Annotated in this window: 15 protein-coding genes; 11 read left to right on the plus strand and 4 right to left on the minus strand. The window is 71.3% G+C overall.

All coding sequences use genetic code 11. From position 1 onward, the window contains the following. Positions 1-5 precede the first annotated feature (5 nt). From ACFT7S_RS11985 to ACFT7S_RS12000, 4 genes are read left to right on the plus strand one after another with little or no spacing between them, the layout of a single operon-like run. The gene (locus ACFT7S_RS11985) at positions 6-1,583 is read left to right on the plus strand and encodes a VWA domain-containing protein (protein WP_382730062.1); all 1,578 of its coding nucleotides are present in this window, start codon (positions 6-8) and stop codon (positions 1,581-1,583) included. Continuing rightward, positions 1,580-2,260, plus strand: a complete 681-nt coding sequence (locus ACFT7S_RS11990; RefSeq protein ID WP_382730065.1) for a 4Fe-4S single cluster domain-containing protein — start codon at positions 1,580-1,582, stop codon at positions 2,258-2,260. Before ACFT7S_RS11985 ends, ACFT7S_RS11990 begins: the two co-directional genes overlap by 4 nt. Then, positions 2,257-3,660, plus strand: a complete 1,404-nt coding sequence (locus tag ACFT7S_RS11995; protein WP_382730067.1) for a hypothetical protein — start codon at positions 2,257-2,259, stop codon at positions 3,658-3,660. The genes ACFT7S_RS11990 and ACFT7S_RS11995 overlap by 4 nt, the downstream gene beginning before the upstream one ends. Next, complete coding sequence (locus tag ACFT7S_RS12000) at positions 3,657-6,281, plus strand: AAA family ATPase (protein WP_382730070.1); 2,625 nt, start codon at positions 3,657-3,659, stop codon at positions 6,279-6,281. The genes ACFT7S_RS11995 and ACFT7S_RS12000 overlap by 4 nt, the downstream gene beginning before the upstream one ends. A gap of 25 nt (positions 6,282-6,306) precedes the next feature. On the opposite strand, the gene ACFT7S_RS12005 is transcribed toward ACFT7S_RS12000, so the two are convergent. Next, on the minus strand, positions 6,307-7,293 hold the full coding sequence (locus tag ACFT7S_RS12005; protein ID WP_382730071.1) for a hypothetical protein: 987 nt from the start codon (positions 7,291-7,293) through the stop codon (positions 6,307-6,309). A 101-nt stretch (positions 7,294-7,394) separates the two neighbouring features. On the opposite strand from ACFT7S_RS12005, the gene ACFT7S_RS12010 reads away from it, so the two are divergent. Further along, positions 7,395-11,126, plus strand: a complete 3,732-nt coding sequence (locus ACFT7S_RS12010) for a CHAT domain-containing protein (RefSeq protein ID WP_382730073.1) — start codon at positions 7,395-7,397, stop codon at positions 11,124-11,126. A 139-nt stretch (positions 11,127-11,265) separates the two neighbouring features. Here the strand turns inward: ACFT7S_RS12010 and ACFT7S_RS12015 are convergent, their stop codons facing one another. After that, positions 11,266-11,460 carry a hypothetical protein gene (locus ACFT7S_RS12015; protein ID WP_382730076.1) on the minus strand — a complete coding sequence of 65 codons (195 nt, stop codon included), beginning with the start codon at positions 11,458-11,460 and terminating at the stop codon, positions 11,266-11,268. Between the two features lie 121 nt (positions 11,461-11,581). Continuing rightward, positions 11,582-12,022: a hypothetical protein gene (locus ACFT7S_RS12020; protein ID WP_382730078.1), complete on the minus strand. Its 441-nt coding sequence runs from the start codon at positions 12,020-12,022 to the stop codon at positions 11,582-11,584. A gap of 712 nt (positions 12,023-12,734) precedes the next feature. Between ACFT7S_RS12020 and ACFT7S_RS12025 the strand changes: the two genes are divergently transcribed. Beyond that, positions 12,735-12,911 (plus strand): hypothetical protein, encoded by a 177-nt coding sequence (locus tag ACFT7S_RS12025; protein ID WP_382730080.1) that lies wholly within the window; start codon positions 12,735-12,737, stop codon positions 12,909-12,911. Between the two features lie 281 nt (positions 12,912-13,192). On the opposite strand, the gene ACFT7S_RS12030 is transcribed toward ACFT7S_RS12025, so the two are convergent. Further along, entirely contained in the window at positions 13,193-13,675 is a 483-nt protein-coding gene (locus ACFT7S_RS12030) for a hypothetical protein (RefSeq protein WP_382730082.1), read from the minus strand. A gap of 553 nt (positions 13,676-14,228) precedes the next feature. Between ACFT7S_RS12030 and ACFT7S_RS12035 the strand changes: the two genes are divergently transcribed. From ACFT7S_RS12035 to ACFT7S_RS12055, 5 genes are all read left to right on the plus strand, one after another. Next, the gene (locus ACFT7S_RS12035) at positions 14,229-15,065 is read left to right on the plus strand and encodes a vWA domain-containing protein (RefSeq protein ID WP_382730085.1); all 837 of its coding nucleotides are present in this window, start codon (positions 14,229-14,231) and stop codon (positions 15,063-15,065) included. Next, on the plus strand, positions 15,062-15,916 hold the full coding sequence (locus ACFT7S_RS12040) for a hypothetical protein (RefSeq protein ID WP_382730087.1): 855 nt from the start codon (positions 15,062-15,064) through the stop codon (positions 15,914-15,916). The genes ACFT7S_RS12035 and ACFT7S_RS12040 overlap by 4 nt, the downstream gene beginning before the upstream one ends. 2 nt (positions 15,917-15,918) lie before the next feature. After that, complete coding sequence (locus ACFT7S_RS12045) at positions 15,919-18,102, plus strand: hypothetical protein (protein ID WP_382730089.1); 2,184 nt, start codon at positions 15,919-15,921, stop codon at positions 18,100-18,102. Positions 18,103-18,450: 348 nt separating this feature from the next. Then, positions 18,451-18,648 carry a hypothetical protein gene (locus ACFT7S_RS12050; RefSeq protein ID WP_382730090.1) on the plus strand — a complete coding sequence of 66 codons (198 nt, stop codon included), beginning with the start codon at positions 18,451-18,453 and terminating at the stop codon, positions 18,646-18,648. A 266-nt stretch (positions 18,649-18,914) separates the two neighbouring features. Beyond that, complete coding sequence (locus ACFT7S_RS12055) at positions 18,915-21,158, plus strand: serine/threonine-protein kinase (RefSeq protein WP_382730092.1); 2,244 nt, start codon at positions 18,915-18,917, stop codon at positions 21,156-21,158. The last annotated feature ends 22 nt before the right edge of the window (positions 21,159-21,180 follow it).

Here is a 21,180-nt window from a genome sequence, read left to right on the forward strand (position 1 = left end):
CGCACGTGAAGCCATTCACCTGGTCACCGCGAGCCACGACCGCGCTGCGGCGCGGGGCAGCCGTGACCGCCGCCCTACTGGTCGCCCTGTCGGCGGCGGGCGTCCCGGCGGCGGCCGCCGAAGGGCCGAGCCGCGAAGAGGTCTACAGACAACTCGGCGTGGCGGAGCAGCCCGTCGACTACGTCATCCTGGTGGACACATCCGGCTCGATGAAGGCCAAAGGTCGCTACGACACGGTTCGTTCGACCCTGCGGACTTTCCTCGGCGGGCTGACCCGCTCCGACCACGTCGCCCTCGTCACCTTCGACGACCGGCCCGAGGCGCGCTACATCGGATCGGCCGGAGACCCCGCGGCCATCGTCTCCCGGCTACCCAAGAAGCCCGATGCGAACGGCGGCACCGACATCGGTGCCGCCCTCAACCAGGGCTTGCGCGAACTGGAGCGGGACGACGCGGCGAGCGTCGCCTCCGTCGTCATGCTCACCGACGGCAAGCACCAGCCGTCGGGGCGAAGCGCCTACCCCAAGTCGTCCGGCCCGCCGTGGAAGGCCCTGCGCAAGCGAGCGGACGCCCTCGCCGAGCGCACCGAACTCGCCGGATATGCACTGCCGTTGGCGTCGGGGGCGAGCGGCGCCGACCGGCTCGGGGACGTCGTCGACAACACGGTCGTCCTGCGCCCGGGAAGCATCCAGGACCTGGGCCGCTATCTCCAGCGGGCCGGGGACAGTACCCGGGCACGGTCGGCGGGGAAACTGCTCGCCGACGACAAGGGGAAGGGCGTTACCGCGTCCTGGAAAGCGGCCGATGTCCGGGACGTCACCGACGGCTCCACCACCGCCTCAGTCACGTTCCGGTCCGCCACCGCCCGTGTACCGCTCACCGTGAGCGACACTCGGGTCTCGGCGGCCGGTGCCCCGCTCGACGTCAGCGGGGTGCCGCGGCGGCTGACCCTCGAGCCCGGCGAATCCATGACCTACCCCGTACGCCTCGCAGGGAAGCCCGGCGGGGGCGGGCCCTTCCGGCACACCGAGGAGGCCTCGGCCGCGCTGCAGGTGAGCGGGCAGGTGTCGTCACCGTGGCAGAAGGCCCTCGCACCCGACGTGGACCTGAAGGTGCCCGCAGCGGTGGGGGCCACGGGCCGCCCCCTGCGCGTGCGCGCCGAGGTCGGCTCGGCGCTCCTGCTGCCGGGGATCCTGCTGGTCCTCGCCGCAGCCTTGGTGCTCGGCGCGCTGCGCTGGCTGAGCGTCAACCGCCCTGCCCTGACCGGCGTGCTGACCGCCGCACCCGTCTTCGCGAACGCGATCCCGGAACGGATCCCGCTCACCGGGAGGCGGGTCACGTTCCGCCCGCACGGCGGCGGACACGGCACCGTGCACGGACGCCGACGCCGCACGGCCCAGGGACCCAGGGTGGACCTGATGATCCGGTACGTGCCCGACGGCGCGACCGGCCGGCCGGACCGGGTGGTCTGCGCGCCGGGCGGCAGGGCCGTGGTCGGCGGCCTTGCGTTCACGCACCGTCTCGACAGCCCGGCAGCGGCGGGACCGGGTCTCGCCGGTGTCCGTCCCGAGGGCGCCCGATGACCGGGCGGCAGCCGCTCAACGTGGCCGCCACCCGCGTGGGCACCCGGGCGCTCGGGCCCGGGGTGCGTTCCGTGGTGTGGGTGCAGGGCTGCCCGTTCCACTGCGCCGGCTGTCTCGCCCCGGAGTGGATCCCCGACCGCCCGGCCCGCCGGGCGGACCCCGACGACCTCGCGGCCGAACTGCTCGCCGACCGCCGCGTCACCGGACTGACCCTCTCCGGCGGCGAACCCATGGAACAGGCCGCGGGCCTGGCCCGACTCGTCCGCCGGGCTCAGCAGATCAGAGAGGTGTCCGTGATCTGCTTCACCGGGCACAGGCTGGAACGGCTGCGTACCCGGCCGCCGTCCCCCGGGGTGCCCGACCTGCTCGCCGTCGTCGATGTCCTGATCGACGGCGTGTACGTGGCCGCGCTGAACGACGGGCGAGGCCTGCGCGGAAGCAGCAACCAGCGCGTGCACCACCTCACCCCGCGCCTCGTCGACAGCGGCTACGACTTCCAGGGCCGATCGCGCGACGTGGAGATCGTGGTCGACGGCCGGGAGGCGCTGCTCGTCGGGGTGCCGCCACGCGATCTTCCCGCCGCCTTCGAGCGAGCGGTCGACAAGGTCCGCGCCCGCATGACGGGCCCGGACCCTCATCGTTCCAGTGCGAGTCCGCAGGAGAGAGAGCTGTCATGAGCGGCAGGAAACTGATCCAGATCGACCAGTCGGAGTGGCACCGTCTGCAGCGCAGGGCGCGCCAGCTCCAGGCCGTGAAGCGGGACGTCCCGCGTCTGATCAAGGACGTGCGCAAGCAGACCAGAGCCGATGTCGACCGCGCGTTCTCCAGGGTGCAGGCACAGCAGCGCCGTCAGGACGAGGCGATCGGCAGGCTCAGCGACCAGGCCCGGGAAATGGAGGTCGAAACCACCCGCAAGCTGCGCGAACAGGCCGAACGCCTGCACCAGGACCTGCTGGAGACGGCGGGCCACATCGAGCAGCACACCCGGGAGCGCCTCGACGAACAGCGCCGGGAGACCGAGCGCGCCCTCGCCGCGGAGCGCGCCGAACGGCGGGCGGAGACCGAGCGCCTCACGCACGAGGTCGACGCGCTCAAGGCCGACCGGGCCCACGCCGAGGACACCGTGCGCACCTGGCTCGCCGACGCCGGCACCATGGCCGAACTCATCGACGGGACACTGCCCCACGACCGCTACGCCCCCGGCCGACTCGACGGAGTGTGTCGACGGGTCGCCACCGCTCGGAGCACGGCGGGGGAGGGCCGCTTCGACGCCGCGCTGGCCGTCGCCCAGGAGGCCTTCCACGAACTGAGCGATCTGCGGGTGGAGATCGAGCAGCGGGAGCTCGAGCGCTGCCTGGCCCAGCAGGAGGCCGTGGAGGCCCTCGTCCAGGTGCAGTCCCTTGCGGAGGACAACCGGCACGGCCCCGTCGTCGGACCGGACGGCCGGCCCGTCCCGGGATACTCGCTGGACGTCGTGCACTGGTCCGAGGGCGAGTTCGACCAGGTGCTCTCGGACACGGCCAGGGCGCTCGCCCGCGTCCGCGACCCCCACACCGACGTGACGGACCTGCACGCCCTGCGCGACGAGGAGGCACCCCGGCTCGAACGGGGCCTGGGCGAGGCCGTGGAGAAGGCCGGGATGCGCCAGCTCGCCTCGCAGCTGCGCGTCAACCTGGCCGATGTCGTGGCCCGCACCCTCCACGACATCGCCTACTACGACCTCGTCGAGGAGGAGTCCGGGTACGCCGCCGACGACCCCCGGGGGACGTTCCACGCCCGGCTGCGGAACACGGCCTCCGGCAACGAGATCAGGGTCGAGGTCGCCCAGGCCGACAAGGACTCGGAACGGTCCGTGATCCGGATCGAGTCCAGCGACCACGACGTCACGGCGGAGGCCGAACTCCGCAGCCGGGCCGATGCGGTGTACTCGGCGCTGCGGGAGCAGGGCGTGCCGATGGGCATGGAGCCCGCGCCGCCGGTGCCCGTTCCGGCGCAGGTGACCGATCCCTCCGGGTGGCAGCCGGTCCGGTCCGACGGACAGCCGGGCCGGGCCGGACAGGAGCGCCCCGCCCCATGAACGCCTCCCTGACGAAGGACGACCCCGTCGTCGCGCGCCCACCGGGCACGGAACGGCTCGCTCCGGAGAGCGTGCGGAACGGGGAGCCCTTCACGGTCTTCTACGGGCCGGGCGTGGGCGACATCTTCGTCGACAGCACCGGGCGGCTCCGCTCCATGGAGCAGTCGCTCTGGCGCATGCTGCGCACGGCGGGGTTCGAGCGGATCGTGTTCAGCACCCTGCAGGATCCGGTGTACTTCCGTGACCGGGCGTCCTGGGACCGCTCCCGCCGCCCCGCCCGCCGCACCCCGGGAGCGACCGACCGACCAGGGGCCCGCGGCATGCACTACGCCGGTCTGCGCGGCCCCCTCGGCGGGATGCAACTTCTGGGCGCCGCCTCCGCCGCGGAACCGGCCCGCGACACCGCGACGGGAGCCGGGGCCGCCCGCGCCTCCGGGATCTCCGACCCGTTCGGCGTGATGACGCTCACCGCGCATCTGCGCAGCAGCACACACCGTACGGCCGTGGTCTTCCCGCACGCGGACGAGTTCCTGCTGCACAACCGGGCTCCGCGCCAGCTCGCCGGCGCCCTGGCCGAGTGGGCGGCCGACGGGGTCGAGGGCAACCAGTGGATTTTCGTGTTCAACAGGCCGTCCCTGGGCCGGGTGGCCGAGTTCCTGGCCCAGCTCGGCCACTGCCCGCAGCTGGAGACGTTCGTCACCGAACGGCGCGACGAGCCCGTACGCGGCGGCACCCACCGGATCGAGCTCCCGCAGAAGCCGGAACTGGAACGGCTGGTGCACTCGGTACGGCTGCGCAAGGGGCTGCGGGTCGAATGGCGGGACCTGGACCGGGTGGTCAGGGGAATGGCCGGACAGCCCCAGACCGCCCGGGTCTGGCGGGAACGTCTCCACCATCTAAGGGAGCGTGAACGGACCTTGGACCGTGACTCGGTACGGGACTGGCTGGGCGGCTCCGTCGCCGACGAGCGCACTCCGTGGGAGCGACTGGCCACGATGCCGGGCACGGAGCAGCTCGTCCGCCGCTTCGAGGGCCTGCGCGCGGAGGTGGCGGCGAGCGAGGAGCTCCGGGCCCGGGGTAGGGCGTCGCAGACCGAACCGCCAGCCCGGCACCTGGTGTTCACGGGCAACCCCGGCACGGGCAAGACCACCGTGGCCCGCCTCGTCGGGGAGATGTACCGGGACGTAGGCATCCTGGAGCGGGGGCACTGCGTGGAGGCCAAGGTCAGCGACCTGGTGGCCGGGTATGTCGGGCAGACCGCGCTGCGCACCGACGCGCTCATCGACCGGGCCCTGGACGGTGTTCTGTTCATCGACGAGGCGTACGGGCTCAGCGACCAACGGGATGGTTTCGGCAGCCAGGCGATCGAGGTGCTGCTGAAGCGGATGGAGGACGACCGGGACCGCCTGGTCGTCGTCGTGGCCGGCTACCCGGACAAGATGGCGGAGTTCCTGGACGTCAACCCGGGCCTCAAGAGCCGATTCCCCGAGACCAACATCGTCCCGTTCCCCGACTACGGCCCCGACATCCTGCAGACGACCCTCCTGAACCGGCTGGAACAGCTCGGCCTGACGATCGAGGCGGACACAGCCCGGACGCTGCTGCAGATCGTCGAGGGAATGCACCGGACTCGCGACCAGTCGTTCGGCAACGTCCGGGAGACGCGGACCCTCGCCGACGCGATCCACTCGCTGTGGTCCGTGCGCGTCGGGAGGGACGTGGAGCGGCCCGTGAGCGCCGACGACATCCCTGAGACGTACCGCACGCACCTGCCCCGGCCGGCACAGGACCCCGGGCAACTCCTCGCGGGCCTCGACCAGTACGTCGGACTCGGGGCGGTCCGGCGGGAATTCACGGCGCTCGCGCAGCGGCTGCGGATGCGCCAGGAGCGCGAGGCCCGGAGCTTCGACCCGCCGCACCTGCTCTTCACGGGGCCACCGGGCACGGGGAAGACCACAGCGGCCCGGCAGCTCGGGAAGCTGTTCCGGGGCCTCGGGCTGCTGCGCTCCGGCCACGTCGTGGAGGTGACCCGTACCGACCTCGTCGCCGGGTACGTGGGGCAGACCGCGAGGCTGGTCCGTGCTGCGGTCGAACGGGCCCTGGACGGAGTGCTGTTCATCGACGAGGCTTACAGCCTGGTCCGGGACGCCGGAGGGAACGGCGGATTCGGCCCGGAGGCGGTGGACACCCTGCTGCGGGAGATGGAGCACCGGCGCGGTCGGCTCGTCGTGGTCGCGGCCGGATACCCCGAGGACATGGAGCGGCTGCTCGACTTCAACGAAGGACTGCGGTCGCGGTTCACCGTCGCGGTGTGGTTCCCCGCGTTCTCCCTGGACGAACTCGAGGAGATCCTGCGCCGGATGGCGACCGAGGACGGATACGTGATCACCGACGCCACCATGGACCGCGCCCGTCGTTGGCTGGAGGAGAAGCGAAGGGCCCATCCGCGCTCGTTCGGCAACGCCCGGGAGGTGCGGAAGCTGTTGGAGATCATGGAGGGCGGCAAGGCGGCCCGCTGGAGCGCCGGGAACAAGGGGAACGAACTGCTGCCCGAGGACGTACCGGATCCGGAGGAGGGCTGGGGCGGTGGTTTCCCGGACGGCAGGGGGTGGCCGGTGTGAGCCGGGCCGGTGCCTTGGCCCGGCTTCAGGCCGAGCCGCTGGTGATCTTCGCTTCGCCGTCGCCGTCCGAGGTCTCCTGGTCTGTCAGCGCGCGGCTCAGGACCCGGTCCGCTTCGGCGAGCCGCTGCTCGACGCTCTCGGTGAGCGCCACGACGTCCGCCAGGGACATGCCTCGACCGTCCGCCGGACCGACGCCGTCCGCGGCCGCCGCCGCACGCAGGGCCCGCGCCAGCTCGCCGTCGGCCCGGGCATGACGGGCCAGGGCGTCGAACACCGGGGCGTGCTCGGTCCGGACGTTCTCCAACTTGGCACGCAAGGTGGCCAGTTCCCTCGCGCTCTCGGCCAGCCCGCGCTTGGTGTCCGCCAGAGTCCGCTGCGCGGCGGCCACGTGCTCCAGGGACTGCCGGGTCCGCGGCGCGAGCACGGCCAGCTGCTGTTCGGTGAGGCTCAGCAGGGAATCGGCGCCGGCGCGCAGCTCCCGGTCGGCGGTGTCCGGGTCCTGGGCGCGCAGTTCCCGCAGTCGGCCGTCGATCTCCGTCCGCTGCACCCGCAGCGCGTCCAGCTCCGTCACCAACTGTTCGAGGCGGCGCAGCTCGTCGGCCTGGTGGCGCAGCTTCTCGTGCTCCGCGAGGCGCCGACGCAGCTCGGCCTCGCGCGCGTGCAACGCGTCGAGGGCGGCGCGCTCCCGCGCGACCCGCTCGGCCGCCTGGGTGAGTTCGTCCATCAGGTCCCGCGTGCTCTGCCCCAGTCGCTTGCCGGCCCGCGCCGCTTCGAGCAGCCCGGGCAGCGCGTCGCCGAGCACGCGGGCGTCGGTCAGCGCCTCGTCCAACGCGTAGAGGGCGGTGAGGGCGTCGGCTCCGTCGGCCGACTCCTCCGGGTCGCCCTGCGCGGGCTCGCGCAGGGCGTCGGCGGCCCAGCGCACGGCGTGGCCCAGCACCAGGAGGGCGGTCTCCCGGTCGCTGGGTCGGGACTTCGTCAGCGCGTCCGTGATCCGCTGCCTGGCTTCGTGCACGGTGCCGCCTCCCGGAGTCCTCGAAGGGGCCGCCGTGTGGCGGCCCCGGGCTGTTCCGATCGCCAGGGTAGCGCCGGGAGCAGGACCGGAGAGGAGAGTCGATGACCGACGAGAGGCCGAGGGGCGAGCGGGGCGCGGACGACGCAAGGGGAGCGGCGGAGCGACGGGATCGCGCGCAGGAACTCGTCCGTGTCACGGGTGGGCTCATCGAGGGCACGGGCTGGACCGTCGAGGGCGCGTTGGGCGATGCGATCCGCCGACTCACGGAGATGGAGCGCGAGTTGATCGCTCATGAGGAGGACTTCTCGCTCGTCTACATCCACCTGGGGCTGCTGCTGGGTACGCGCTGTCACGTGCGGCTTGAGGGCGGGGCGTGTGACCCCGATGAGCGGGCGGAGGCGATCCGGCGCCTGCGCTGGGTCGACCGGAACGGACCGCTTGACGCGCCTCGCACGGTCCTGTGCCGCATGCTCCTGATGTTCCTGCTCGTGCCCTGGGCCCTGCCGCGGGCCGACGGCTCCCGTACCGCGTTGCAGAACGCGCTGCTCGACGCGGGTGACGGACGACTGATGACGGACGCGCTGCGTCGTGACCTCACCGAAGCGAAGGGAGTGGTCGACCGCCTCGCCGAGGCGCCGGGTGACGAGGAGTTCCGCCTGCGGACCGAGAGCAACAGGGAGAACATCGAGCGGATGCTCTCCGTCAGGGGAGCCGGGACCACGTGGCCACGGTGGTCCACCGGGGGCGTCGGATCCCGCTCCATCGACGGGGCACAGGCCGAACTCCTCAGCGCCATCCGTGGTCTGGTGGATCTGGCCGGTACCTGCGGTACGGCCCGGTACACCCGTGTCCTCGTATGGCTGTCCGTCGAGCTCTCCTCCGGCCGGGGCCCCGGTTCCGTCAGCGACGAGCTGGCCTTCGGCCCGGAGGCCGCCGAGTTGCTCGGCCGGGCGGCCGCCGGCAGCGCGGCGGGCGCCGAGGGCGTACGTCTCGCCGCGGACCTGGCGTCGACGAGCCTGCGCGCGCTGCCGCCGGACACCCCGCAGCGGGCCCGGGTGGCACGACTGCACGCTTTCCTGCTGTTGGTCCTGGAGGACCTGACGGGCGAGTACGCCGACTACTCCGACGTGGAACGGCCCACGCCCGAACCCGACGGTGACCGCGCGGACCGCCTGGCCGAATGGCCGGTCCGTACGGCCGCGGACCCCGGGCTGCTCCCGCACCTTGACGGCCGCTTGCGGAACTTCATGGAGTCCACGGGCATTGAGGAGCGGGTCTCGGCGGCCAACAGGAATCGGCTGCTGGCGTACCGGACCGGTGACATCGGCTACATGGACGACGCCGCCGAACTGCTCAGGGAGGCGATCGACGCGAGCCCCGCCGGTTCCTGGTGGGCCGTGTCCCTCCAGGCGAATCTGGTCGACATCATGGACGCAGCCGCCCGTAACGGCGGCAGCTTATACGACGCCGACACCGCCCTCGTCACCCTGCGCAAGCTCCGCGCCGACCTGGAGCGAGACGGTTCGGTGCCGCCCGACGCGCCGTTCGCCCTCGATCTCGTGCTCTCCGCCGCCGGCTGCGAACTGCGCTACGCCCGGCGCACCAGGGACCACGGCGAACTGGCCCGCCTGAGCGAAGAACTGCGCGGCTGCCACGCCGCCCTGTCGCCGGACGACGAGCGGCGAGCGGCGCTGGAGGAGCGGATGATCGAACTGCACGAGCTTCTGGCACGCGTACAGCGGGACGGGCGGACGCCCGACGGCGGCTTCGACCCCACCGGACGCGAGGAGCCCGAAGCGGAGATCCTGCACACCGAGCTCTCCGTGTTCCGCCGCAGCCTCGACGAACCGCAGGTCTACCACGAACAGGAGTACGACCGGCGGTGCGCCCTCGGTCTGCGCATGCTCTTCGACGTGGTGCGCGGGGACACCTCCCGGGAACTGCTCGACGAAGCCATCGCCGAACTGACCCGCGCCCGCGCGCTGCTGGCCCAAGGGCGCGGCCGAACACAGAGCGCGGACGTCCTGACGAAACTAGCCGAGGCCCACGTCATGCGCGCCGCGCGCGGCGGCCCGAGCGCCCCCGACGACCGGCGCAAGAGCGTGGAGATCTTCCGCGCGGCCTTGGGCGAACTGGCCGCCGACGTTCTGCTCCAGACGGGTGCCGACCACGGTCTGTCGGCGGCGCTCAACGCATCCGTACTGTCGCGGCGGCTGGCGTACATCGCGTTCCTCGTCGGGCGGCCTGCGGACGCCGTGGCCGACCTGGAGCGCGGCCGCGCGCTGGTGCTGCAGGCGACCACCGCCACCCGCGGCATCCCCGCGCTGCTCGAAGCCGCCGGACACCCCGCACTCGCCCGGCAGTGGCGGTCCCAGGTCCCGGCACGCCCTCTGCGCCCCACCGCGCCGGACCGCTCCGGGGGCGCGGGAACCCCCGACGCCTCGGAGCCCGGCGGCAGTTCACCGATCCCCAGCGGGCTGCGGCGCAAGGTACTCGCGGCCCTCGGCGTGAAGCGGGGAGCCCCGGAGGGGTCGGGCACGCAGCGGCTCGTCGGCGCCGCCGATCCGGCCGAACTGTCCGCGGGGCTCACCGCCGCGGGCGCCGACGCGCTGGTGTACCTGGTGGCCGGCATGGGGAGGGTCGGGTTCCCCGGCCGCGCGCTGATCCTGCGTCCCGGCGCGGACCCGGTCACCGTCGACCTGCCCGAGCTGCTGTACCCGGGCAGCCCGCCGCTCGACCACTACCTCGACGTGGCGGCGGAACGCTCTCGCGCGCTCACCGATCCGGCCCTGGGACCCGCGGAGCTCGACGCCCGCGAGAGACGCTGGACGGACGCGCTCGGCACGCTGTGCGACTGGGCCTGGGACGCCGTGCTGGCGCCGGTGCTGGCCACCGTACGACCGGAACCCGCGGACCGGCCCCAGCGGATCGTTCTGGTGCCGTGCGGTCCGCTGGGCGTCGTCCCGTGGCACGCCGCGCGGAGCAGGGGCACCGACGAGCACGGGCACCGGTACGCCTGCCAGGAGGCGGTCATCAGTTACGCGCCCTCCGGCGCCCAGTTCCTGGCCGCTTCGGCCCGGCGGCGGATGCCGTTCGCCGCCGGGCCCCAGGTCCTCGTCGCCGACCCCGAACTCACCCTGCCGTGGGCCGAGGTGGAGGTCGAGGCACTGCGCTCCGGCTGCTACGGGCAGGCCCTGCGGTACGGGGAGTTCCTGAGCGCCGACGGGGAACGGGACGCCGAAGGGACGCCGGAGGACCTGCTCGCCGTGCTGCCCGGCGGCGGGACTCCCGCGTCCGTGGTCCACCTGTCGTGCCACGCCGTCGCCGCGCCCCGGCCCACCGACTCGGAGCTCCGGCTCGCCGCGCAGCCCGGCGCCGGACCCGATTCCGGGCGGCTCGCCGTGGCGGACGTGCTCGACGCCTGCGCCGACCGGGAACGGGATGCGGCGGGACCGCTGGTCGTCCTCAGCGCCTGCGAGACCGACCTGAGCACGGGCCACCACGACGAGGCACTGACCCTCGCTACCGCGCTAGTAACCGGTGGTGCCGCCGACGTTGTGGGCTCCCGCTGGGCGGTGCGCGACGGTCCGACCTCGGTGATGATGGCGGTCTTCCACCACCACCTCACCGCCCGCGGGCTGGCGCCGCCGGACGCCCTGCGCGCTGCCCAGCTCTGGATGCTCGACCCGCACCGCGAACCCCCGCCCACCCTCGACGGCCCCCTCCGCGCCGAAGCCGTCAGGCCCGACCTCCACCACCTGCACCACTGGGCGGCATTCACCCATCAGGGCAACCCGGCCGCGAGTTCACAGCCGGTTGGATTGGCGCCCTGAACGATCAACGGAATGTCGTGGGAGCCTGGCGCTGCCTCACCGGCTGGCTGAAGACGAACGCGCGGTCACCTACGCTTGTTGACGCGGCCGGAAGTCCCAGAACGTCCCAGTGGGCTACCAGCCCGACGCTCTTTCGGCGCTAGTCAGGGTGAGGCAGCGCGGTGAGGAGGATCAGCCGCTGCGCGGGAAGCTGAGGAAAGTGGCTGACTGCGGCTGGCTGCACAAACGCCCCGACGGGAAGTTGGCTGGCGATACGGGCGATGCCGACGCCCTTGTCGTACAGGGCGTGGGCCTTGGGGAGCACGCGCTGTGTTTCCGGTTCGGCTTCAGTCATGCTGCGGCAATCGGCGACATCGACCCATAGCTGGGCACAGGCGAGCAATGTGGGTCGGCTCGTGCCAGGGGGTCGGTGTGGGCCGACGGTTCAGCTCGACGCGAGTGTGCGCTGGTGATGGTCAGCGGCGGCCGGTGGCCAGGATGACGAGGAACTGGCCGCCGCCCGGCTCGATGTCGGCGGTCACCGGCAGCCCAGGTACCAGTCGGGAGAACCGGTCCACCAGCCAATCCGCCGCCTCTTGGGCGTCCCGCTGGGTCGGACAACGGCCCACCATCTCGCGGCCCCCCTTGCGCTCCAGCCTCCCGGCAACGGTGATCAGCGGCGCGGGTTCGACCACGTACAGGCGGTCCGGCCAGGCGATGACCACCTTGACCGCGCCCTTGCGGGTGTTGCATCCGCGGTGCGCGAGCCGCTCGGCGACCTTGGCCTTCCGGTCGGCAGTCCGGCTGTCGACGCTGGGCCCGCGCGGGTCGTTCACCGACTCGTCGGGGTCGACCGCTTCGTCACACACCCAGCACCGCCAGCCGTCGCGCTCGGCCACATCATCAAGGAGACTCATCCGAGCAAACTAGCCTGCCCGGCCGCCACCCCACGCACCAGGGCCCCGGCAAGGTCTCAACACCGGCCGACAATGCTGCAACGCCTGGCAATCAGCGTCACCGATGCTTTGACCTGTGTGAATGCCGATACGTTGATGGCCCACCAAGGCATCGGGGCGGTGGGCCCGAGGGCCATCAAGGCATCGACGGGGAACTCTGGTGGGCCTGGGCCGTCGCCTTGATGACCAGGGGCACCCAGAGGGTAGTGACGGCCCGGTGCGGCGTGGAGCGTGCGGCGGATCTGCTGGATGTCGTGGTCGCCGGTGAGTAGGTATCGCGGGCCGGGGCGCGGGTGAGGCAGAGCCGTCGGCGGCGCTCGTGGCGTCGGGAGTACGGCAGCCGGTTTCGAAGTTGTCGACGTGCAGGCCGATGTGGCGTCCGGTGGTGGTGGCCTGGTTGCCAGGGCTGGCCGCGCAGCCCAGGCGTTCGGTGGGCCAGCGACCAGTCACATCGGGAACCTGGCAGGCTGAGCCCACTGCGGTCGGTTACCGGCCCTGACCGCCCACCCTCACACCAGGCTTCCCCGGCCGGGCCAGGGCCTCCGGGAACGGCTTCGGCGTCCGGGTCGCCATGCCCGGGGAGTGGGCTGGGTCACCGCTCTCGCAGTGGGAGATCTATCTGCACAGGCGGATCCGGCGGTCGAGATAGACCTCCTGCCCGATGTGGGGCGCCGTGCCGGCCGACCGGGACGAGGCCGCGAAGGAGGCGCTGCGTGCCCTCGATGCCCTGATGCCCCTGGCCCCGTGGCGCACCGCCATGCTCAGCAGTGCGTTCCCGGTGGTGACTGCCGACAATGCTGGAGCACGACCTTCGCGCGGAACCCCGGACGAATTGGCGCAGGTGCTGTGAACTATTGGACAGCGGCCGTAGCTACCTACGGTGGCTCAGCCATGGCGCCTACGGGACCCAGTCCGTTCAGGCCCTCGCCCGCGAGGTGCCCAGCGGCCGCGGCGGCCCGCCTTGGGGAACGCTCCGCTAGACCACCGAGGAGTCGTTCGTCGTTGCCAAGGTCCTCGCTCGCGGTGAGAACCGCGACACCGTCCACCGGACGCCAGCTCGCCGAGCTCCCCGCGCGCCAGAGCGCCCCCGGTCCCTGGTGGGGGCCCGGGCGCCCTGGCGTACGGGCTGGGTCACGCGGCGCCAGCCTCCTCCAGCGCCACCACGACCATCACCGGAAGATCGGTGTCCTGCTGGATCACACCGGCGGTCAGGGTCCGGCCGCCGAGGGTCCACTTCTTCACCCTGATGAACTCGTCCTTGTCCGCCGCTGTCTGTTCGGCCTCGACGAGGTGGCCGGCGAGAGAGGATTCCTCGATCTCGGGCAGGAAGCCGGCCAGCACTTGCTCCCCCTGCTCATAGACGGCCTCCAGGTCGTCGAAGTAGCCCGACTCGTCGACGTCGCGGATCCAGACGGCGAACGAGACGCTGACCGCCCCTCCGCTGAACGTCTGGATCCAGCCCCCGACGCCGTCCTTGTCCCACGACGTCTCCACGCCGTCACGGGGCTTGCCCCCGGGCGTCCACTCCTGAGCCAAGAACCGCGCCGCCGAACCCTCGGCGGTCAGCGGGGCGAGGCCCCTGAGATCTTCCAGCATTGCGATCACTGCAGCCATGAACTCATTCCACTCATGCCATTGCCGGGCACGTGATACGCCTTCAGCTGCCCGCTGGCACAGGCCTCGGGGAAGGCCTTGGACAGCACCACTTCGTTCACCATCGCCGGTCCACTTCGCCTCCGTGATCCAGCCATCCCGTGGGGCGTCGTAGACGTGGACGGCCGGACCAGAGGCCGGGCCCGTACCGCGACTGGCTGGCCGTTTTTGCTCGTTGCTCTTGGTAAGCGTGCCGTGGCGGCATTCGATAGATGTTCGATAACGGGGATGCCTCAAGGCCGCCTGCCCAGCGTTCAAAGATCTCTGACTTGGCCGACTGGCCTGCGCCGACGTTTGGATACGACATCTTCGACGAGCTGGCGGCGGTCACCGGCCCGGACGCACAGGATTCCGCAGAGACTCACTTTGATCGCTTCCGCCCCCCTACCAGGCTCCGCGCACTACGATCTGACGGGGGTCTCGGTGTCCCGGCACGCGCCGGGGGCCGGAACGTATGTGCGTCGCGTGAGCACCTCCGACGACCGACTACTTCGCAGTCCGCCAGGAGCGCAACGTGCCGTACACGGCCGAGATCAGCCGCAGTAATCCGACGAGCATCATCTTCCTCGTCGACCAGTCGACCTCCATGACCGACCCCATCGGCGGTGAAGTCCCCCAGCAGAAGGCCGATGTCGTCGCTGACGCCATCAACCGGCTCCTCACCGAGCTCTCGGTCAAGTGCGCGAAGGAAGAGGGCGTACGCGACTACTTCCACGTCGCGGTCGTCGGCTACGGCGCCACCGTCGGTTCCGCGTTCGCCGGTGCGCTCGCCGGCCGGGACATCGTTCCGCTCAGCGAGGTGGCGGACAACCCGGCCCGCGTCGACGAGCGAAGCAAGAAGGTGCCGGACGGTGCGGGCGGCCTGGTCGAGACCTCGGTCAACTTCCCTCTCTGGATGGACCCGGTCGCCCACGGCGGGACACCGATGAACCGTGCCCTTCAGTACGCCGAGAGCCTCGTCGCCGGCTGGACCGAGCGCTACCCCGCGAGCTTCCCGCCGATCGTCATCAACCTGACGGACGGGGAGTCGACCGACGGCGACCCCACGGCGGCGGCCGAGGCCATCACCTCCCATGCAACAGCCGACGGTGCGGCCCTGCTGTTCAACCTGCACGTCTCCGCCGCGGGCGGGACACCCACCGCGTTCCCGGACACCGCCGACGGACTCCCCGACAGCTACGCCCGCACCTTGTTCTCCATGTCGAGCCCTCTGCCGAGCCACATGCGTTCGTACGCGGCCTCGCAGGGGCAGCGCGTGAGCGAGACCACCCGTGGCTTCGTCTACAACGCGGACATCACCACGGTCGTGCAGTTCCTCGACATCGGCACCCGCGCCACTGAACTGCGGTGACGCAACCGCCTTCCTGCGTGTACGTCACGCACCTCGTAGCCCCCAAGCACGGCAGCACGCAGGCGGAATGCGAGGACGCCGTCGTCGTGCTGCCCGACCATCCGCATGACCACATGCTGCGGGAACCGATCACCGCCGGTGTCTGCGACGGGGCTACGGAGAGCGCCCTGGCGAAGGACTGGGCCCGGCTTCTGTCCCGTGCAGTGGCCGAGCATGCCTTGGAGCGGCCCGAACTGCTGGAAGGCGGGGCCGCCTTCGAGGAGTTCGCGTCGTCGGCCGTGGACCAGTGGGAGCCCTGGCTCGAGCAGTACACGAAGGAGCGCGTCGCGGACGGGCGCCCGTTGAAGTGGTATGAGCACACTAAGCTCGCCGAGGGTGCGTTCGCGACCCTGCTCGCCGTGCGGGTGGACCCGGACCCCGTCCCTGAGCCTGACGCCGACGTGTCCGCCCCGGCATGGCGGTGGCGGTCTGCCGCCTTGGGGGACAGCTGCCTGTTCCACCTGCGGAACGACCGGCTCGTCGAGGCGTTCCCGGTGGAGTCCGCCGATGAGTTCGGTACCGTGCCCGACCTCTTCGGTAGCCGCAACCGTGATGCGGCCTTGCTTGCGAGCCGCACGCGTTACACCGGAGGCCGGTGCCTGCCGGGCGACCGGCTGTTTCTCATGACCGACGCACTGGCGGCATGGTTCCTGTCGGCACCCGACCAAGCCGAGGCGCTGAAGGAGCTGCTGGAGTTCTCCGCTCCCGAGGACCTGGGCGCGTTCGTGGACTGGCTGACCGGTCTTCGGGAGCGTCAACAGCTTCGCAACGACGATGTGGCCGTCGTACGGATCGATTTCGAAGGGCGGTGACCGTGGGATCTCCCACCGCTCCGCAGCGGCAGTTCCCCAGTGGCGCCGCCTACGCGGAGGCGCTGCAGCACACCCAGCTGTGCTTCCAGCACCCCGAACTCAAAGGTGCTCGGCCCGAACTGACCAAACTCGGCCTGCCACGCGCGATCTCCGGCGCCTTCGCGAGCGTGTTCTCGCTGACCTCGGCTACCTCGGGCCGCCGGTATGCCGTCAAATGCTTCACCCGTTACGTCCCCGATCAGGAGCGTCGCTACCAGGCCATCAGCGCCCGTCTGGCGCGGCTGGACCGGGCCGAGCTCTCCCAGCCGTGGAACCTCGGCTTCGACTACCTCCCTGACGCGATCACTGTGGGCCAGGAGCGCTATCCGGTCCTGAAGATGGAGTGGATAGAGGCCGTCACTCTGTCCTCCTGGCTGGACGACAATCACGGCGACCGGTTCGCCGTCGATCGTCTGGCCGACCGGTTCGCGGCTCTGACCAGCGACTTGTCCCAGCATGAGATCGCCCACGGAGACCTTCAACACGGCAACCTGCTGGTCGCGAGCGATGACACCCTGCGCCTGGTCGACTACGACGGCATGTATGTGCCGGCGCTGTCCGGGCTGGGCGGCACGGAGCGGGGCCACCGCAACTATCAGTCGCCCCTGCGCGGAAACGACGACTTCGGGGTGACGCTGGACCGATTCTCCGCCTGGGTCATCTTCATGTCGCTCAAGGCGATCGCGACCGACCCGGCCTTGTGGAGCCGACTGCACGAGCCGAGTGGCGAATTCCTGCTCCTCACGGAGGAGGACTTCAAGAGTCCGGGCGGCTCCACAGGGCTGCAGACGCTGCTTGCCCACCCCGACCGGACGGTGAGTGGTCTCGCGGACCGGCTGAGATCCCTGGCCTTCCAACCACTGGATCGGCTCCCCCCGCTCTCCGATGCCATCCCCAAGCAGCGGATGGCCGCGAGAACCACCACCAAGACACCCGCTCCACCCGCGGCCACTGCCTCCGGTAGCACGGGCGGACTGCCCGGCTGGATGAACGGACACGTTCCGCCACAGGCGGCGGCACCATCGGCCGCGCCGCTCGGGGCGGTGCCGGACGGTTTCCGCACCCGGACCGCCCTGGACGTCGTCACGGCCCTGCTGTGGCCGCTCCTCCTGGCGGTGACATGCCTGCTGGTCGTTGCAGGAGTCCCGCAGCCGCTGATCGGAGCGGGGGTACCCGTCTTGGTGGCCGCCGTCATCACCGTGTTCGCCCGGAGTCGCCGCGCCGAGCAGACACAGTCACGGGCTGACCTGGCCAGGCTGACGAAACAACTGGCCCAGCTCGACGACCCGGCCAAGGCAGCCGAGAAATTGCGCAAGGAGAAGACCAAGTTCGACGCCGAGGAGGCGAAGCGGGCTGCTGCCTATCCCAAGGAGCAGGACAAGCTCAAGGCCAGATATCACGGCGAGCTGAAGGAGGCTGAACAGCGGAAGGCTCGCAAGCAGCGCGATCTCAGCAAGAAGATCGACGGGCTCTCGGAAGATCTTCGTAGGGCTCTGTCGAAGGCGCTCGCCGATAAGCAGAGCACGTTCGTCCGGGATCGGCTCGTCCAGCGGCGCATCGCCCAGTCCCCACCGCACGGCATCGGGCCGAAACTCACCGCTCACCTCGCTGCCGCTGGTATCCGGACAGCAGCGGACTTCACGGGCTACCGGACAGTGCTGAACAGCTCCTATAACAGCACCGGCGCTGAACTCAAACTGAGTACGGGCGGTTTCGTGAACATCCCGGGCATCGGTGAGGCCAAGGCCATCGCCCTCGACGTCTGGCGCAAGGACCTGGTCAACTCCGCCGTCGCTCGGCAGCCCGGCGACCTCAGCGCGGCTGAGCGGAAGCCGTTCGAGCAGGACAACGCCCGCCGCCGTGCCCAGCTCGTCGACCAGCGCAAGGCCGTTGAATCCGCCACCGAATCCTTGCGCGAGAAGGCGCGGAAGCAACTGGAGGACGGCCAGAACCGGCTCGCCCGGGAGCACACGCTCGCAGGTGAACGCGCCGGACTGCGAAGGCAGGAGTTCAGTCAGCGTGCCGTCGCGCTTCAGCAGAACAGCGCGCTTCACGGAGCGTTGAGCGACTCGGTGGACGCCGCCAAACTCCGTCGGCGCGGGCTGTCTTACGCGCGGTACGTACGGTTCCTCTACATCGGGCGCTGAGAAGTCGCGCCGTGCCGCCGATCGTCGCGACGAACCTGCCAACCGGCGTGGTGACTACTTCGCGGTCCGGACCGGCTACTCGGCAAGCGCTCGCAGTCCCCGAATGATCACCGTCCAGAGGGCGGCGACGCCACTCCGCCGTACAGCGGGATGCGGGTGGCCGGAACCGGCCACTGGCCGACTTCGGGTCCTACTCGTGCTGCGCCTTGTTGGCCAGACTGCTGGACGGGAGCGAGGGGGGAGGCGCGCATGGCAGCACGGCGGGGACGGGGTGCGGCTGCACCGAGGCGGAGGGCGGCCCGGCTGAAGCGAGTGACCGTGGGCGGGGCCGCTGCGAGCATCCTCTTGATGGTGTTCTGGTCTGCGGTCTGGCCCTATCTCGTCGGCGCGTTGGTGGTGGGCGGCGCGGGCGTGGCCGCCTGGTGGCTCTGGCGCACGGACCGGGAGGTTCGCGAACGGGACCACCTGTGGCGGCAGGCTGACAGGGTCGAGAACGGGCTACGGACACTCGCCGACATGGACGCGATGACGGGGTACGGAGTTTGAGGAGCAGGTCGCGGCCCTGTGCCGGAGGGACGGGTGCACCGGCGTACGTCGAAGTCCATCGCACCCCTTGAGCTGGGGTGTTGCGACGATCACTAGAACTCAAGCCTCTTGGCGGGGCTTCGTCGTGTGCGGCACGGGAGCAGTCCTGGGCTCCCTGTTCGTCACCCGCTTTGCTCTGCCGTACTGCCCTGCGGCTAGTTTGTGTGCAGGACAGGTACGCAGGCCCGTGGTGGCAGAGATGCACGGGGGACGGGAGGTCGGGAAGAGTGTCGCTGCGCGGAGGTGATCCAGCCGAGATCGGCGGCTATCCGCTTGAGGCGCGGCTCGGCTCGGGTGGCATGGGCACGGTCTTTCTGGCCCGTACGAGCTCGGGGCGACCTGTCGCGATCAAACTGATCCACCAGCAGTTCGCGGGGGACGACGAGTTCCGCATCCGCTTCCGACAGGAGGTGGCGGCGGCGAGGCGGGTGAGCGGTGCGTTCACCGCCGCCGTGGTCGACGCTGCCCCTGAGGCCGAGCAGCCGTGGATGGCGACGACCTATATCGAGGGGCACACGCTCGCCCAGCGCATCGCCGCGAAAGGCCCGCTGAACGGAGCGGAGCTGAGGAGGCTCGCCATCGGGCTGGCGGAGGCGCTGCGCGACATCCACCGGGTGGGGGTCGTCCACCGTGACCTGAAGCCCTCGAACGTCGTGCTCTCGCCCGAGGGCCCGCGCGTCATCGACTTCGGCATTTCGCGCGCCGTGGACCAGCAGACGCTGACGATGACAGGGCGGGTCATCGGTACGCCGCCCTTCATGTCGCCGGAGCAGTTGCAGGCGCCGCGTGGTGTGGGGCCGCGGTCCGATGTCTTCTCGCTGGGGACGCTGCTGGTGTACGCAGCGACGGGCCACGGGCCCTTCGACGCGGACAGCCCATACATGACGGCGTATCAGGTGGTGCACGAGGAGCCGTCGCTGGGTGCCGTGCCAGTGGCCTTGCGCGCGGTCGTCGAGTCGTGCCTGGACAAGGAGCCCGAGGGGCGCCCCTCGGCGGACGAACTCCTGGTGCTGCTGCGGGACCTGCCGGCCGACCTCGGCGGGACCGACGCGAACGGGGCCGGCGCGGGCCGCACTCGCGACATGATCACCCAGCATCACTTCGCGACGCGGGCCACCCCGGCGCCGACTGCCCCGACCACCGCCCCGGCCGGTCCCCATACAGGGAGCACTGGCACCCCCATCGGCCGCCGTCTGCGTCGCCGATGGCGTCCCGTGCTCGCGGCCGCGGTCGCGGTGGCAGCGATCGGCGGGGGAGTCGCCGCGCTGAAGGCGGGCGGCTTTGGGGGGAACAGCGGCGGCGACAAGGGCAACAGCGTTGCGGCGCCGGGTGCCGCACTTCCGGACGGCTTCGGGCCGTGGCGCAAGACTGTGCAGGGCGGTCGCGAGGACATCCCCGACGAGCTGCGTTGCGTCGCGCGCGGCGACGCGCTGTTCTGTGGGGGCGGCGGTGTTGTCGCGACCCGTATCAGGGCCTTGGACGGCTCGCGGGTGTGGACGGCGAAGAGTCCGGGCGTCCCCGTCCAGGGCATGCACCTGGTGGGCGCCACCGACGACACGGTGCTCGGTTACCGCTTCGCCGCCCAGGACGCCCCGCAGGACCCTCCCAGCGAGGTGGTGGCCATCGACGCGAACAACGGCCGGGAGCTGTGGTCCGTGCCGTCCGGCGCCCAGTCGACGGCCGTCACGGGTCGGACTCAGGACGCCATTGTGGTCGGCTCCGCCGTCGTGACGGTCGACGCTTCCAACTCCAGCTTCGAGGCCCGGGACGCGCACAGCGGTAGGGTTGCCTGGAAGACGCCGTTCCCCGCGGGCACACAGTGCGCTCCCGTCCCGGCGGGCCCGCAGCTCTTCGCGATGTGCGCGACGGAGGCGGAGGTGGATGCCTCAGAGGTGCGCCACCCCACCCTGCACACGGTCGACCGCGCCTCGGGGACACTGGGCAGGCCCATCGCGGTTAACGGCCCCGCCGTGCCGATGGGCGTCGCCAACGGCAGGCTCGTACTCCTTCAGGGGCACATGGAGGGAACGGCGCTGGCCGGCTACGACGGGGTGGCGCGGGTCGACCCGGCCTCGCGGAAGGTCACGTACTCCCGACTGACCAAGACATACTCGGGGACGCCCGGCATGGCGGACGGCACCCTCTACGTGAGCAGGCAGACCGGCCTCGTCACGGCGCTCGACCCCGCGACCGGCCGGAAGAAGTGGTCCCGGCAGACGGGCGTGGAGGGCGCGTCGGGTCCCGTGGCGGGAGCTGGCGCGCTGTATTTCAGCTCGGCCACCGGCCGGGTGGTCGCGCTGTCGCCGTTCGATGGCAAACCCCTGTGGACAACAGATCCGCAGGCCGATGGTTTGACGGGCGAGCAAGGCGCAAGCCCGCGCGTGACCGTCGCGGGGCGTGCAGTGATCGTGGCCGCGGCCATGAACACTCTCTTCGCCTTCGACGCGCAGAACCCGCCGACGTCGGGCTGACCCCGGCGGCACCGGACGCCGG

Origin of the sequence: Streptomyces sp. NPDC057136, from assembly GCF_042670885.1 — a bacterium.
In the GTDB taxonomy this organism is placed as follows: Bacteria; Actinomycetota; Actinomycetes; order Streptomycetales; family Streptomycetaceae; genus Streptomyces.

Coding starts and splice junctions, on each gene's coding strand:
- ACFT7S_RS11990 (WP_382730065.1), top strand. CDS start 1,580: ATGACCGGGCGGCAGCCGCTCAACGTGGCCGCCACCCGCGTGGGCACC.
- ACFT7S_RS11995 (WP_382730067.1), top strand. CDS start 2,257: ATGAGCGGCAGGAAACTGATCCAGATCGACCAGTCGGAGTGGCACCGT.
- ACFT7S_RS12000 (WP_382730070.1), top strand. CDS start 3,657: ATGAACGCCTCCCTGACGAAGGACGACCCCGTCGTCGCGCGCCCACCG.
- ACFT7S_RS12010 (WP_382730073.1), top strand. CDS start 7,395: ATGACCGACGAGAGGCCGAGGGGCGAGCGGGGCGCGGACGACGCAAGG.
- ACFT7S_RS12015 (WP_382730076.1), bottom strand. CDS start 11,460: ATGACTGAAGCCGAACCGGAAACACAGCGCGTGCTCCCCAAGGCCCAC.
- ACFT7S_RS12020 (WP_382730078.1), bottom strand. CDS start 12,022: ATGAGTCTCCTTGATGATGTGGCCGAGCGCGACGGCTGGCGGTGCTGG.
- ACFT7S_RS12030 (WP_382730082.1), bottom strand. CDS start 13,675: ATGGCTGCAGTGATCGCAATGCTGGAAGATCTCAGGGGCCTCGCCCCG.
- ACFT7S_RS12050 (WP_382730090.1), top strand. CDS start 18,451: ATGGTGTTCTGGTCTGCGGTCTGGCCCTATCTCGTCGGCGCGTTGGTG.